14 protein-coding genes and 1 pseudogene are annotated in these 13754 nt (G+C 70.4%); 7 read left to right on the forward strand and 8 right to left on the reverse strand.

Annotated elements, in window-relative coordinates; all coding sequences use genetic code 11:
• Positions 1 to 55 precede the first annotated feature (55 nt).
• The 5 genes and pseudogenes from OG390_RS04790 to OG390_RS04810 form a co-directional block, all read right to left on the reverse strand.
• Positions 56 to 1267 (reverse strand): annotated as a pseudogene (locus OG390_RS04790) (molybdopterin-dependent oxidoreductase); the annotation flags it as partial.
• Entirely contained in the window at positions 1264 to 1440 is a 177-nt protein-coding gene (locus OG390_RS04795) for a hypothetical protein (protein WP_406165206.1), read from the reverse strand. The gene OG390_RS04795 and the pseudogene OG390_RS04790, both read right to left, overlap by 4 nt.
• A gap of 69 nt (positions 1441 to 1509) precedes the next feature.
• Positions 1510 to 2397 (reverse strand): glycoside hydrolase family 19 protein, encoded by an 888-nt coding sequence (locus OG390_RS04800; protein WP_406165208.1) that lies wholly within the window; start codon positions 2395 to 2397, stop codon positions 1510 to 1512.
• A gap of 292 nt (positions 2398 to 2689) precedes the next feature.
• Complete coding sequence (locus tag OG390_RS04805) at positions 2690 to 4012, reverse strand: aldehyde dehydrogenase family protein (protein ID WP_406165210.1); 1323 nt, start codon at positions 4010 to 4012, stop codon at positions 2690 to 2692.
• Between the two features lie 157 nt (positions 4013 to 4169).
• Positions 4170 to 4523 (reverse strand): hypothetical protein, encoded by a 354-nt coding sequence (locus OG390_RS04810; RefSeq protein WP_406178351.1) that lies wholly within the window; start codon positions 4521 to 4523, stop codon positions 4170 to 4172.
• Between OG390_RS04810 and OG390_RS04815 the strand changes: the two genes are divergently transcribed.
• Positions 4467 to 4622: an ATP-binding cassette domain-containing protein gene (locus OG390_RS04815; protein ID WP_406177502.1), complete on the forward strand. Its 156-nt coding sequence runs from the start codon at positions 4467 to 4469 to the stop codon at positions 4620 to 4622. The two genes, OG390_RS04810 and OG390_RS04815, sit on opposite strands and share 57 nt — an antisense overlap.
• Here the strand turns inward: OG390_RS04815 and OG390_RS04820 are convergent.
• The gene (locus tag OG390_RS04820) at positions 4583 to 5773 is read right to left on the reverse strand and encodes an RNA polymerase sigma factor (protein WP_406165212.1); all 1191 of its coding nucleotides are present in this window, start codon (positions 5771 to 5773) and stop codon (positions 4583 to 4585) included. The genes OG390_RS04815 and OG390_RS04820 overlap by 40 nt on opposite strands.
• On the reverse strand, positions 5773 to 6120 hold the full coding sequence (locus OG390_RS04825) for a YciI family protein (RefSeq protein ID WP_406165214.1): 348 nt from the start codon (positions 6118 to 6120) through the stop codon (positions 5773 to 5775). Before OG390_RS04825 ends, OG390_RS04820 begins: the two co-directional genes overlap by 1 nt.
• Positions 6121 to 6227: 107 nt before the next feature.
• Here OG390_RS04825 and OG390_RS04830 point away from each other — a divergent pair, with 107 nt between their 5' ends.
• The 5 genes from OG390_RS04830 (at position 6228) to OG390_RS04850 (ending at position 11819) form a co-directional block, all read left to right on the forward strand.
• On the forward strand, positions 6228 to 7295 hold the full coding sequence (locus OG390_RS04830) for an acyl-CoA dehydrogenase family protein (RefSeq protein WP_406165216.1): 1068 nt from the start codon (positions 6228 to 6230) through the stop codon (positions 7293 to 7295).
• Positions 7295 to 7636: a hypothetical protein gene (locus tag OG390_RS04835; protein WP_406165218.1), complete on the forward strand. Its 342-nt coding sequence runs from the start codon at positions 7295 to 7297 to the stop codon at positions 7634 to 7636. The genes OG390_RS04830 and OG390_RS04835 overlap by 1 nt, the downstream gene beginning before the upstream one ends.
• 227 nt (positions 7637 to 7863) lie before the next feature.
• Positions 7864 to 9396 (forward strand): SDR family oxidoreductase, encoded by a 1533-nt coding sequence (locus OG390_RS04840; RefSeq protein ID WP_406165220.1) that lies wholly within the window; start codon positions 7864 to 7866, stop codon positions 9394 to 9396.
• A gap of 133 nt (positions 9397 to 9529) precedes the next feature.
• A complete protein-coding gene (locus OG390_RS04845; RefSeq protein WP_406165222.1) occupies positions 9530 to 10903 on the forward strand; it encodes a cryptochrome/photolyase family protein in 1374 nt (457 codons plus the stop codon).
• Positions 10904 to 11078: 175 nt separating this feature from the next.
• Positions 11079 to 11819, forward strand: coding sequence for a DUF4142 domain-containing protein (locus tag OG390_RS04850; RefSeq protein WP_406165224.1), 741 nt, complete (start codon positions 11079 to 11081; stop codon positions 11817 to 11819).
• Between the two features lie 9 nt (positions 11820 to 11828).
• On the opposite strand, the gene OG390_RS04855 is transcribed toward OG390_RS04850, so the two are convergent.
• Positions 11829 to 12866 carry a MerR family transcriptional regulator gene (locus tag OG390_RS04855; RefSeq protein ID WP_406165226.1) on the reverse strand — a complete coding sequence of 346 codons (1038 nt, stop codon included), beginning with the start codon at positions 12864 to 12866 and terminating at the stop codon, positions 11829 to 11831.
• Positions 12867 to 12999: 133 nt separating this feature from the next.
• Here OG390_RS04855 and OG390_RS04860 point away from each other — a divergent pair, with 133 nt between their 5' ends.
• Positions 13000 to 13647: an RNA polymerase sigma factor gene (locus OG390_RS04860; RefSeq protein WP_406165228.1), complete on the forward strand. Its 648-nt coding sequence runs from the start codon at positions 13000 to 13002 to the stop codon at positions 13645 to 13647.
• Positions 13648 to 13754: the final 107 nt, after the last annotated feature.

Here is a 13754-nt window from a genome sequence, read left to right on the forward strand (position 1 = left end):
CCGAGGCAGCCGAGGGTCAGGGCAGAGTCCAGATCTGCCTGGTGACAAGGTAGAAGACAACTTGTTTGCCGCCGAAGCCGCCGCCGACGCGTTTGCAGAACACGCGGAGCTGGTCCGGTCGCAGCGCGAACAGATAGGAGAGTTTGACTTTCGCTATCGACGGCGATTGCGAACTGGTGCGGACGTTGAGACGACCGTCCTCCATCCAGGCGATCGAGCCGTGGGTTTCGAGATGCGCATGTTGCACGCGCGGTGACGAGTACGTTCCTTCGTGGATCACGTCGGCTTCTGCGAACCCAGCGTCGACATCGCCGATGTGCGAATGCATCTCGAGCAGGATGTTGTGGACGAGGTCGCGGGCGAATGGATCGTCCGTGGCGTGCAGTTGTGGCGCTCCCTCGGCCATTGCCGCTTCGGGATCGAATACCGCCGGCATCATCTCGTATTCCACGACGACCTTTCGGCAGCCCTCTTCTGCCGCCCCGACCGTGTCGGCCAGGACCGCAACGACGCGTTGGCCGACGAAGCGGACCGTGTCGTCGAGGATGAAGGTGTCGTCCGGATCGACGAGATGGTCCGTGTGGATCGCTGTGGTGAAACGCTTGCGCGGCACATCTTCCCAGGTATAGACCTGATGCACGCCGGGAACGGCGAGTGCGGCGGTCTTGTCGATCGAGATGATTCGGGCGTGCGCGTGAAGCGAATGCAGCACCTTGAGGTGCAGCGTGCCTTCCATGTGGGTGTCCATCGTGAACTCGGCGCGACCGGTGACCACATCGTCGGCTGCCGGCGCACCGATGCTCGTCCCGACGGCCTTTCCCGGCGCGGCCGGCTCCACGCCGACGACGCCCTTCACGGCATCCTCGATCCCTCGATAGCCGGTGCAGCGACACAGGTTGCCCTTCAACGCCCGTGGCAAGTCATTCTTCTGGGCCTCGGTGAATGTTGCCGTCGTCATGATCATCCCTGCGGTGCAGAAGCCGCACTGGAACCCCGGGGCGTCGCGGAACTGCCGCTGCATGGGATGCAGGTTTCCGGGTGATCCGAGGCCTTCGATCGTCGTCACCTCACGACCGTCTGGGCGGAAAGCAGGAGTGATGCAGCTGTGCACCGGATTTCCGTCCAACCACACCGTGCATGCGCCGCAATCGCCTGCGTCGCAACCCTTTTTGACGCCGAAGTGGCCGAGTGAGCGAAGGAAAGTGCGCAGGCACTGGCCGGGTTGTGGTTCTTCGTCGAAGCTCTTGTCGTTCACGATGCAGGTCATGCCGGGCCCCCGGCGGTGAGTTCGCGACGAATCTCTTCGGCGAAGTTCCTTGTCAGGTGGCGACGGTGCTCGGGGGTCCCGTTGGGGTCGGCGAACCAGAGGTCGGCGGGAATGACGTCGATGCTCTCCTGCAGCGTACGGTCATCCGGCATGGTGTCGAAAACAATGCGCACGGGCCGTGTGGTGCCGTGTCGGTCCAACGGTCCCTTTCCACGCAGCTGCCGCCGGTGCCGGTGCGGGCGTCAGCAGTACAGGTTGCCGCCCGCCGTGGTGCCGAGGATCTGCACGAACCTCTGGTAGGCATCCACCCGGCTCTGCACCTGCGCGGGGTTCTTGCCGTCGCACTCCAGGGAGCCGTTGATGCTGCGGATCGTCTGGCCGAATCCAGCGCTGTTGACCATGGCGTTGTGGCCGGTCATCGTGCCGGGGCCGGTCTGCGTGTTCCAGTACCAGAGTCCGGTCTTCCAGGCCACGGAGGCGTCGTTCTGCACCAGGTAGGGGTTGTTGAGGAGGTCGATACCGAGCGCGTCGCCCGCGGCCTTGTAGTTGAAGTTCCAACTGAGCTGGATCGGGCCGCGGCCGTAGTACGCGGACTGGCCTGCCGGGCAGCCGTACGGCCGGCTCCAGTCGCAGTAGTGGGGGTAGTTGGCCGTGTTCTGCTCCACCACGTACACCAGGCCACCGGTCTCGTGACTGACGTTGGCGAGGAAGGCCGCGGCCTCCTGCTTCCTGATCGTGTCGCTGCCGGTGCTGGCGAAGGCCGGATAGGCGCTCATCGCCGCCCGCAGCCCGCTGTAGGTGTAGAAGGAATTTCGGTTCGGGAACATCTGGTTGAACTGCGCCTCGCTCACGACGAAACCGTCCGAGGGCGTGGAGCCGCCGTCGCAGGCGTACGGCTCCCAGTACCAGGTACTGATGGTGGGGTCGTAACCAGGGTTGTCGTGTTCGGCGATGTACGCCTTGCCGTCGGTGTACCGGACGATGTTGCCGGTGACGTAGGACTTGCCGGCCACCCAGTTCGGGTAGCTCGAACAGGCCGCGGCGGACGCGCTCGTGGCCGGCAGCAGCGCCGGTACGGCGGTTCCGACGACGATCGCGGCCATCACTGCGGAGATACGGCGCCTCGACACAGGGTCAACTCCTTCGCGCAGCACGGCCGCTCCCGGTACAAGGGCAGAGCGAAGCAGAGCCTTGTGCGCACGCGCCGGCGAGGCCGGCCACGGCGTCGGGGGCGGCCGCGGTGGGGGGTGTGGAGGCACACTCAACCGCTTTGGTATGTACCAGTCAAGGGTGTAGACCAGTCAGATCTGACAACGTTGGCAGAGAACTGTCGGGCACGCGGCGGAGGTTGGTCGACACACCGGTGGCCCGGACCCGTCCGAAGACCGGCCCGGGCCACCGCCCGCCTCGACTCGGCTCGGTTCAGCCGAGCGGCTTCTCCAGCACCGCCTTGCGATGACTGAACGTCTCGATGGAGTAGCGGCCGTGATAGCTGCCCATACCGCTCTCACCGACCCCGCCGAACGGCAGGTCGGAGACGGTCAGATGGGCCAGCGGCAGCCCGAAGCCCAGGCCTCCGGAGGAGGTTTCGGCGGCGATCCGCTCCCGGGTGGTGTCCGACTCGGTGAAGACATACAGGGCCAGCGGCTTGTCCCGGTCGTTGATGAAGCCGATGGCCTCATCGAGGTCCGCCACGGTGACGATCGGGAGGATCGGGCCGAAGATCTCCTCCTGCATGACGGGCGACTTGGGGTCGACGTCGGCGAGGACGGTCGGCGCGATGTACTTTTCGCCGCGGTCGCTGTCGCCACCGGTGACAGTGCGACCGGAGTCGAGCAGGGCGCTGAGCCGGTCGAAGTGCCGCTCGTTGATGATCCGCCCGTACTCGGTGGCCGCCCGCGGCTCGGGGCCGTAGAGCGCCTCGACGGCCTGGGCGAGCTCGGACTCCAGGGCGCGGGCAGTCTCGGGATCGGTGAGGACGTAGTCGGGCGCGACGCAGGTCTGTCCGGCGTTGAGGAACTTGCCGCGGGCCAGGCGGTCAGCGACAACGGCCAGGTCGGCCGCGCGGTCGACGAACGCCGGGGACTTGCCGCCCAGTTCGAGGGCGACGGGGGTGAGGTGCTCGGCGGCGGCGCGCATCACGATGCGGCCGACGGTGCCGTTACCGGTGTAGAAGATGTGGTCGAAGCGCTCGGCCAGCAGGGTCGTCGTCTCCGGGATGCCGCCCTCGACGACGGCGACCGCATCGGTGTCGAGGTACTGCGGCAGCAGCCGGGCCACGACGGCGGAGGTCGCGGGGGCCAGCTCGCTGGGCTTGGCGACCACGGCATTGCCCGCGGCCAGCGCACCGAGCATCGGGGTGAGCAGAAGCTGCAGCGGATAGTTCCAGGGGGCGATGACGAGGACGACACCCAGGGGGTCGTACTGCGTCCAGGCCGTCGCGTCGGCGCCGAGGTGCACCGGGACCGGGGCGGACTCGGGGCGCAGCCAGCCGTGGAGGTGTTCCAAGGTGTGGTCGATCTCGCGCACGGTGAAGTCGATCTCGGTGCGGAAGGCTTCGGCGGAGCTCTTGCCGAGGTCCGTGTGGAGCGCGGTGGCGAGGTCCTCGCCGTGCGAGGTGAGCATCTCGCGCAGGCGGCGCAGCTGGTTCGTACGCCAGGCGACGGGCTTGGTGCGGCCGGAGCGGAAGGTGGCGCGCAGCCGGGAGACGACGTCGGCGGGCTGTACGGGTGCGGAGTGGTTCACGGTGCCTCGCTGGTCGGGGCGCGGACGGGCAGGTCGGCCGCGCGAACGTGCTCGGTGGCTGGTTGTATGAGCCAACCTTAGCTGGATGTATACGCCAACCTTTCATGCACCCAAATAAATTCCGGACGCGGGAACCACTTTGCGTAAGTGGGCGGATTCAGAGTGTGGTCTTCGCGCTCGCCGGGGCGAAGGTGTCCACCAGCCATCCCAGCAGGGCCCGCAGGAGCTCGTCCTCCCCGTCGCTCAGCACCGGCCACCGCATGCGGACCGCGCGATACAACCGCCGCCACCTCTCGCCGCGCGGAGGGAGGTACACGAGGACGCTGCGCCGGTCGAGCGGGCCGACGCGGCGGTGGACGAGGTTCTCACCACCGCGGGGAACCTCCAGCCGGCCGTGGACGGGCGGCGGCGGGGCAAGGGGGCGATCGCCGAGGCGCTGGGCCTGTTCCCCGCGCTGCGCGCGCCGACGAGCCGCCGCGCGGGTCTGCTCTCCGGCGGCCGGTGCCGGCAACTCGCCATCGCCGGAGCCTTGGTGACGGCGCCTCGGGTCCTCCTCCTCGACGAGCCCGCTCAGTCAGGTATCAGCGCGGCCCGCGTCCGTTCGAGGTAGGCGCGCTCCGCCGCGCTCTCGGTGTGCGCGATGGCCGCCTCGTACTCCCGCACGGCCTCCGTGCGGCGGCCGAGACGGCGCAGCAGATCCGCTCGTACGGCGTGGAAGGCGTGGTAGCCGTCCAGGTCGAGCGCTTCGACGCATGCGAGGGCCGGCTCCGGTCCCTCGACCTCGGCCACCGCGACAGCGCGGTTGAGCGCCACGACCGGGCTGGGTGCGAGGGCAATGAGTTGGTCGTACAGCTGGAGGATCTGGCCCCAGTCCGTGGCGGCGGCGGACGGGGCGTCGCTGTGTACGGCGTTGATCGCGGCCTGGATCTGATAGGGGCCAGGACGGTTGAGGCGCAGGCACCGGCGTACGAGGGACTGGCCCTCGACGATCAGGGCGCGGTCCCACCGGGAGCGATCCTGGTCGGCGAGGAGGACCAGGTCTCCGTCCGGTGTCGCGCGGGCGGGCCGGCGGGCCTCGATGAGGAGCATCAGAGCGAGCAGGCCGAGGGCCTCGGGCTCGTCCGGCATGAGTTCGGCCAACAGGCGCCCCAGGCGGAGGGCCTCGGCGCAGAGGTCCTCGCGGCCTCCGTAGCCCTCGTTGAAGATGAGGTAGACGACCGCCAGGACTCCTCTGACACGGTCCGGGAGGTCGGCGTCGCGCGGGATGCGGTAGGGGATGCGGGCGTCGCGGATCTTGGCCTTGGCCCTCACCAGGCGCTGGGCCATGGTGGGCTCGGGCACGAGGAAGGCACGCGCGATCTGCGGGGTGGTCAGACCGCCGAGGAGTCTGAGGGTGAGGGCGACCTGGGCCCGGGTGGCGAGGGCGGGATGGCAGCAGGTGAAGATCAGGCGGAGCCGGTCGTCGCGCACGGGGCCCTCCTCGGGCGGTTCGTCCGGTGCGTACAGCTGGGCCGCCTCGGCGTGCCGGGCCTCTCGCGTGGACTCACGGCGGAGCCGGTCGATGGCCCGGTTGCGGGCGGTGGTGATGATCCACCCGGCGGGGCTCGGGGGTATGCCCGTCTCCGGCCACTTCTGCACCGCGGTGGTGAACGCGTCCTGCACCGCTTCCTCGGCGAGGTCGATGTCGCCGAGGAAGCGGATGAGGACGGCGACCGCGCGGCCGTACTCCGCGCGGAAGACATCCTCGATGCCGGCAGTCATCACGCTTCGCCCATGAAGGGCCGCACCTCGATGGGAAGTGTCGTCGCCACGGTCGCCTTGCGGCCCCATGCGAGCGCCGCGTCGAGGTCGGGGGCCTTGATGAGGCAGATGCCGCCCAGGTACTCCTTGCTCTCGGTGTACGGGCCGTCGGTGACCAGGACCTCTGCGCCCTTGGCGCGCAGCACCGTGGCCGTTTCCGGCCCGTGCAGTCCCCCGGCGAACACCCAGGCACCGGCCTCCCGCAGCTCCGCGTGGAAGACATCGAGGCTGTGCATGATCTCTTCCAGGACCTCGGGCGCGGGCGGTTCGCCCTGCGGCTGCATCACGCTCAAGAGGTAGTACTTCATGAGGTGTCCTCCTCGGTGGTCTCTCGCATGGGGTGGTCTTCACTGACTACACGAACGCGGGAGCGCCGGATCGACACCCGCCACCACAACAGCGGGAGATTCTTTCGATGACCATCCCACCGCATCCGCTCGTCACCCGCGCCCGGCAGCTGGCTGCCGAGGTGCTGGCGCCCCAGGCGGAGCGCGTGGACCAGGAGGTTGTGCCGGCGAGCAGCATCGAGGCGGTCAAGCGGTCGGGGCTGCTCGGAGTGAGCGCGCCGGTGGAGTACGGCGGGTCGGCGGCGCCGGCCGCGGTGGCCCGGGAGACCACCGAGATCCTGGCCGGGGCGTGCTGCTCGACCTGGTTCGTACAGACCCAGCACCACACACCGGTGATCACGCTGGCCAACAGCGAACTCCCGGTGCGGGAACGGCTGTTGGGGCCGCTCGCGAAGGGGGAGCTGCTGTCCGGGGTCGCCTACGCCCAGCTGCGCGCGTATCCGCGCCTCCCGGTCCGGGTCACCCGGGAGGGCGGCGGCTGGCGGTTCGACGGGACGGTGCCCTGGTACACGGGCTGGGGCTTGAACGACGTGATGCTCCTCGCCGGTGTGACGGACTCCGACGAGGCGCTGTTCGCGTTCACCGAGGCGCGCGAACAGCCGGGCCTGCGCCCCTCCCCCGCGATGCGGCTCGCCGCGCTCACCGCCTCCCGGACGGTCTCGCTGGAGCTGGGCGGCCTGTGGCTGCCGGACGACGCGGTGGCGCTGCGTACGCCGTACGCGACCTGGGCGGCCACCGATCGCCCGAGGAACACCAACGCCTCACCGGCCGTCTTCGGCGTCACGGCGTCGGCGCTCGATCTGCTGGACTCGCCGGGCGGCGACCCTGCCGCGCCGTCACCGCGGACCTCCTGCGCGGCGCGCTCGAGGTGGAGCGCACCGAGCACGGGGTGCTGCCGCACCGGCTGCCCGCGCGGGCCCGCGCACAGTGCGCCGACGGGCAGCTGGCCACGGCGGAGGCCCAGCCCTCCGGCGTACGGATGGTGTTCCGCACCCGGGCCACCGCCGTCGAACTGGACACCCTCCGCACCAAGATGGCCTAAGAGGGCGCCCCGCCCCGTCCGGACGGCGTGTACGACCTGCTCGTCGACGGTCGGCTCACCGCCCAGGCCGGCACGACCGGTGGAAACGTCCTGATGATGGACATGACCACCGGTGCCATGGAAACCCGGCCCGGCCCGGTCGGCACCGTCCGGTTCACCGGTCTGCCCCTGGGTGTGAAGGACGTCGAGATCTGGCTCCCCCACAACGAGATCACCCAGATGGTCGCCCTGCGCACCGACGCCCCCGTCGAAGCCGCGCCGGAACAGAGCCGCAGGGTGTGGCTGCACCACGGCAGTTCGATCAGCCACGGCTCCGACGCCGCGAGCCCCACCACGACCTGGCCGGCGCCGGCCGCCTCCCGCGGCGGTGTGGAACTGATCAACCTCGGTCTGGGCGGCAGCGCCCTGCTCAGACCGATCCCGGCCCACAGATAGGGGTGGATCTCGAGTCGTGATGCTGCAGCGCCGCCGGGCGGACTCGGTGCCGCGTGCGGCCCACGATCTGCATGTGGAGTTCGTCCGACGGGCCGGACAGCTCGACGGCAGTCCGACGCGCCGGCCGGGACCGCGCTGAGGCGCGCATCCGCGGGCGGTGTCCACGGGGAAGACATGGATGAGGGGAGCAACCTGAGGGGGGCAGCCGACCGAGCCACGGAGGACCCATGAGCGACGACCGTCCCCACCCCGGCCTGCGGTGTCTGGTGACCGGAGCCACCGGTTACATCGGCGGCCGTCTGGTCCCCGAGTTGCTGGCCGAGGGGCATCGGGTGCGCTGTCTGGCCCGCTCCCCCGCCAAGCTGCGGGACTACCCATGGGCGGGCAACGCCGAGGTGGTGCGTGGGGACGTCACGGACGCCCGCTCGGTCGCCGAGGCTCTCGTCGGCGTGGATGTCGCGTACTACCTCGTGCACGCCCTGGGCACCGGCGCCGACTTCGAGGAGACCGACCGGAGGGCGGCCCGGATCTTCGGGGAGCAGGCCGGTGCCGCGGGCGTGCGGCGCATCGTCTATTTGGGTGGCCTGACTCCGGCGGGCGTGCCCGAGGAACGACTGTCACCTCACCTCAGGTCCCGCGCCGAGGTCGGCCGTATCCTGCTGGACTCGGGTGTGCCGACCACGGTCCTGCGCGCCGCCGTGATCATCGGCTCCGGCTCCGCCTCGTTCGAGATGCTGCGCTACCTCACCGAACGGCTGCCGGTCATGGTCACGCCGAGCTGGGTGCACACCCGCATCCAGCCCATCGGCGTGCGGGATGTACTGCGCGCCCTCGTCGGCAGCGCCCGCATGCCCGCCGACGTCAACCGCACCTTCGACATCGGCGGTCCCGAGGTCCTGACCTATCTGGACATGATGCAGCGGTATGCCGCGGTGGCCGGCCTGCCGCGCAGACTGATCCTGCCGGTGCCGGTGCTGACCCCGGGACTGTCGAGCCACTGGGTCGGGCTGGTCACTCCCGTGCCCGCGTCCATCGCGCGCCCGCTCACCGAGTCGCTGCGCCACGAGGTCGTGTGTCACGAACATGACATCGTCCGGTACATCCCCGACCTCCCCGGGCGTCCCTTCGGCTTCGACGAGGCGGTGTCCCTGGCGCTGCAACGCGTGCGGGACGCCCAGGTCACGACCCGGTGGTCGTCGGCCTCGGTGCCCGGCGCGCCCAGCGATCCGCTGCCCACCGACCCCGACTGGGCCGGCGGCAGCCTCTACAGCGACCGTCGCGCATTGATCGTGGACGCGCCACCCGAGGCATTGTGGCGGGTGATCGAGGGCATCGGCGGTGACAACGGCTGGTACTCCTTCCCGCTGGCCTGGGCCGTCCGCGGCTGGCTGGACCGGCTGATGGGCGGTGTCGGACTGCGGCGCGGGCGGCGTGACGCCGCCCGGCTGCGGGCGGGCGACTCGCTCGACTTCTGGCGTGTGGAGGAGATCGAGCCCGCTCGTCTGCTGCGTCTGCGTGCCGAGATGCGACTGCCCGGACTCGCCTGGCTGGAGATGTACGCCGAGGTCGGCGACGACGGTCGGACCCGCTACCGGCAGCGCGCCCTGTTCCATCCGCGCGGGCTGCTGGGACACGCCTACTGGTGGAGTGTCTCGCCCTTCCACGCCGTGGTCTTCGGCGGCATGGCCCGCAACATCGCCAAGGCCGCGGCCAAGGAGGCTCCGACGCGGGCACGGACAGTCGCCATGCCTTCTCGGTGATCCCCGCATCCGCGCGGGGGGGCCGCAGGCCCGAAGCGCTCACGGCAGCACTCGTCGCCTCCTTCCGCCCCTGTATCCCCTTCGTTTTCCTTGTCCCCCTTCGGAGTTCCATGTCCCCCGTCGGAGCCGCACCATGAGCGTTTCTCTCGTCCTGTTCACCTCGGACCTGCGCCTGCACGATCATCCGGCGCTGCGCGCGGCCCACGACGACTCGACCGCGTTGGTGCCCCTCTTCGTACGAGACGACGCCGTCGCCGCGGCCGGATTCACCGCTCCCAACCGGATGGCGTTCCTCGCGGACTGCCTGGCGGATCTCGACGACGGGATCCGGGAGCGCGGCGGCCGTCTGGTGGTGCGCTCGGGCGATGTGGTCGCGCAGGTGTGCAAGGTGGTCGCCGAGGCGGACGCGGACGAGGTGCACATGGCGGCGGGAGTCAGCGCCTACGCGCACCGCCGGGAGGAGCGACTGCGCGCGGCCCTGGAGGCCGAGGGCTGTCGCCTGCACGTCCACGACACCGTGATCACCGCGCTCGCACCCGGCGCCGTCGTTCCCGCCTCCTCGGACCACTTCGCCGTCTTCACGCCGTACTTCCGGCGCTGGTCGCAGCAGCAGCTCCGCGACGTGGTCGCCGCGCCCCGGGCGATCCGGGTGCCCGACGGCGTCCGCTCGGAGAAGATCCCCTCCCGCACGGGCCTGTTCCGGGTGTCGCAGGGGCTGGCCCGGGGCGGCGAGACAGAGGCGAGGAAACGGCTCGCGGCCTGGCTGCGCGACGGCATCGCGTCGTACGAGGAACGCCACGACGACCTGCCAGGCGACGCCACCTCCCGGCTCTCCCCCCACCTCCACTTCGGTACGCTCTCCGCGGTCGAGCTCGTCCACCGGGCTCGCAGCGCGGGCGGCCCCGGCGCCGAGGCCTTCGTACGCCAGCTGGCCTGGCGGGACTTCCACCACCAGGTGCTGGCCGCCCGGCCCGAGGCGGCCACCGCCGACTACCGCACCCGCAACGACCGTTGGCGGTCTCAGGCGGAGGCGCGGGACGACGTCGATGCCTGGAAACAGGGCCGTACCGGCTATCCGCTGGTCGACGCGGCGATGCGCCAACTGCGCCACGAGGGCTGGATGCACAACCGTGGGCGCCTGCTGGCCGCCAGTTTCCTCAGCAAGACGCTGTACGTGGACTGGCGGGTCGGCGCCCGGCACTTCCTGGAGCTGCTGGTGGACGGCGACATCGCCAACAATCAGCTCAACTGGCAGTGGATGTCCGGAACGGGTACGGACTCGCGGCCCCACCGCGTCCTCAATCCTGTGACGCAGGCCAAGCGCTTCGATCCGGACGGGGTGTACGTCCGGCGCTGGGTGCCGGAACTTGCGGGACTCGCGGGGGCCGCCGTGCACGAGCCGTGGAAACTGTCGGGCCTGGCACGCGCCGCCCATGACTACCCCGACCCCATCGTCGAGCTCCCGGACGGGCTGGCCCGTTTCAAGGCCGCCCGGAACCTCGGCTGAGCCGACGAGGACGGCGAGGCGCGTCCACGGATTTTACCCAAGCTAAAGATTCCTCTCCCGTGCACGGCCGTACTGGTGGGCATCCGAACCACCCGTACCGGATCCGTCGGCCCGGATCCATCATGCGGCGGAGCAGAGCGTCCGGCTCTGCTCCGCCGCCCTGCCAGGAGGCTCAATGCGCGTTGGACGGAACATGGGAACCCTCTTCGTGGCCGGTGCGTTGACGATGACCCTCGCCGCGCTCGCCTACCCCGCCGCGCTCGGGTTGCAGACCACGTCCAGTGCCCCGACGCGCGTGATCGCCCATACCTCGACGGGACCGCTCACCGAGGCCGACCGCGACTTCGTCGTCAAGGTGCGGGCCGCCGGGCTGTGGGAGTACCCCTCCGGACAGCTGGCCCTGCAGAAGGGCACCACACCGGCGGTCAGAACCGCGGGCCAGCACCTGATCAAGGGCCATGCCGCGCTGGACGCCACCTGCCGCAAGGTCGCCACACAACTCGGCATCACCCTGCCCAACAAGCCGTCTCCGCAACAGCAGGGCTTTGTGGCCACCTTGAGCGCGGACAGCGGCAAGCAGTTCGACACCGACCTCGCCAACATCCTGCGGGTGACCCACGGGCAGATCTTCCCGGTCATCGCGAAGATCAGGGCCTCGACCGAGAACTCGCTGGTACGTCAACTCGCCGACCAGGCCAATGACACCGTGCTCGACCACATCACGATCATGGAGAAGACGGGGATGGTCAACTTCGATCAGGTGCTGTTCCAGGAAACCCGGAAGCCGAATCTGCCCGCGCAGGACGTCACGCCTCCGGCGCCCCAGCCGGGTGAGCCGACCGTGGTGCTCACTCCGCCCGCGGACGGTTCCTCGACGTCGTCCGTGACGCCCACACCGACACCGACGGTGGGGTGAACGGCTCCCTCACAGCGCGGCGGGTGGCCGACTCCGCGGGCCCACCCCGAACTCGTCGTACATGCCGGCCAGGGCATCGAGCGCATCCCGCAGTCCCAGCGGGCGGAGCGTGCTCTGCACCGGGTGGCCCGCCCAGCCCGGGCCAATGAGCAGGACGGCGGGACGGTTGCGGGCGCCCTTGACGCCCCAGCTGGTGGCGGCGATGAGCCGGGCCAGGGGCCGGTCGGCCGAGGAACGCGTCTGGGCCCACAGCACCACGGCCATCGGGCCCAGACGCCGTACCGCCGCGGTCAGAGCCTCCGCAGGGACTGCCGCACCGAACATCCTTGTGGGCAGGCCGAGTTCGAGGAGGCCCGCGTTGAGCGCCTCCAGCGGCAGGCTGTGCTGTTCGCCCGGGACGCACGCCAGCACCACGGCTCCCTTGCCGGCAGAGGCCGGAGTGCCGGGACCCACGGGCTCTGTGGCGCGGTGCAGCACACCGGAGATGTGCCAGGACAGCAGGTGCTCCACCTCCACATAACGGTCGCCGGAGGACTCCCACTTGCGTCCGATCGCGTGCAGTGTCGGCACCATCACCTCGTTCCAGGCGACGACCAGGCCGTGCCGGTCCACCAATGAGGTCAACTGGTCGGCCACGGCGGGCGCGTCGAGGCGGACGGCAGCGCGGGCGAGTCCCCTGCACTCCTGCCGGACATCGCCGAGCGGCAGCGCGCCGGCTGCCCGCGAGCGCGCGGGCGGTGTCCGGCTCTGTGCGGACCGATCCGCGCCGAGGTGAAGCCGACCGGCGCCCGCCTTGGCCGCCGTGGCCGCTTCGGCGGGCGGCACCCCGGCAGAGGTGAGACGGCACATCTCCTCGAGCATCGCCACATCCCGGGGCGCCCAGCGGCGGTGCCGCCCGCCGGAACGGACCGCGGGCCCCACGCCGTACCTCCGGTCCCAGGAGCGCAGGGTGGTGGGCGACACCCCGAGGCGACGGGCCAGGGCACCCGTGGTGACGGCGGGCTGTACGTCCGGGTCTCGTCGCCTCGCCGGCTGGTCCTCGCCCATACGGCGACTATACGACGCAGAATCGATGCGAGTTGTCCGAGTTGTTCCTCGCTTCACACCATGGGGCTCATGGGGCGTGTCGAGGGAGGCGCCTCACGACCGGGAGCCCTCCCGACCCCAAGGAGCCGTCGCCATGACCGCAGATCCCGTCCTTGCGCAGCCCGTGGGCGAACGCGCAGAGCCGCCCGTGGGCGAACGCGAAGAGGTGCTTGCCCATGCGAAAGAAGCCGCCCAGGATCGCGCCGAAGCAGACATCGCCCAGGGCCTCGTGGACGGTGACGAGGCCTGCCTTGCCGCCGCATATCACCGCTGGGGTCCACTGGTGCACGCCCTGGCCAGACGCTCGCTCAGGGACGCGCCCGAGGCCGAGGACGTCACGCAGCAGGTGTTCCTGGCGGCGTGGCGGGGTCGGCAGGGCTACCGCCCCGAGCGCGGCCCGATCCCCGGATGGCTCGTCGGCATCACTCGGCGCAAGATCGCCGACGCGCTGTCGGCGCGGAGCCGCCGCACCGAGCTGGTGTCATCGGCCGGCGCCCTTCTGACGCCGGCCGACGACACGCGCGCCCGCCCCGAATCCGTACTCGACCGTGTACTCATCCGGCAGGAGCTCGCCAGACTCCCCGCGCCGCAGCGGCGGGTGCTTCACCTCGCGTTCTACGAGGACCTGACCCAGACGCAGATCGCGCGGCACACCGGCTGGCCCCTCGGCACGGTCAAGAGCCACTGCCGACGCGGTCTCCACCAACTGCGTCTCTGTCTGCGGTCGGAGGCCGACCGCTGAAGAGCGGCGACGCGCGGCCCGGTCCACGATCCGCCCGCCCCCGTCTCTCGGCTGCGCCCGGCCGTCGATCCCGGGGTCCTTCTCCCCGGCGGCGAGGGTGTCTCCTC

The sequence above is a fragment of the Streptomyces sp. NBC_00996 genome (assembly GCF_045162675.1).
In the GTDB taxonomy this organism is placed as follows: Bacteria; Actinomycetota; Actinomycetes; order Streptomycetales; family Streptomycetaceae; genus Streptomyces.

Excerpts from the sequence above, each read along its gene's own strand:
- OG390_RS04830 (WP_406165216.1), top strand. The coding sequence starts at position 6,228 with ATGACCATCCCACCGCATCCGCTCGTCACCCGCGCCCGGCAGCTGGCT.
- OG390_RS04820 (WP_406165212.1), bottom strand. The coding sequence starts at position 5,773 with ATGACTGCCGGCATCGAGGATGTCTTCCGCGCGGAGTACGGCCGCGCG.
- OG390_RS04860 (WP_406165228.1), top strand. The coding sequence starts at position 13,000 with ATGACCGCAGATCCCGTCCTTGCGCAGCCCGTGGGCGAACGCGCAGAG.
- OG390_RS04840 (WP_406165220.1), top strand. The coding sequence starts at position 7,864 with ATGAGCGACGACCGTCCCCACCCCGGCCTGCGGTGTCTGGTGACCGGA.
- OG390_RS04845 (WP_406165222.1), top strand. The coding sequence starts at position 9,530 with ATGAGCGTTTCTCTCGTCCTGTTCACCTCGGACCTGCGCCTGCACGAT.
- OG390_RS04825 (WP_406165214.1), bottom strand. The coding sequence starts at position 6,120 with ATGAAGTACTACCTCTTGAGCGTGATGCAGCCGCAGGGCGAACCGCCC.
- OG390_RS04855 (WP_406165226.1), bottom strand. The coding sequence starts at position 12,866 with ATGGGCGAGGACCAGCCGGCGAGGCGACGAGACCCGGACGTACAGCCC.
- OG390_RS04850 (WP_406165224.1), top strand. The coding sequence starts at position 11,079 with ATGCGCGTTGGACGGAACATGGGAACCCTCTTCGTGGCCGGTGCGTTG.
- OG390_RS04835 (WP_406165218.1), top strand. The coding sequence starts at position 7,295 with ATGATGGACATGACCACCGGTGCCATGGAAACCCGGCCCGGCCCGGTC.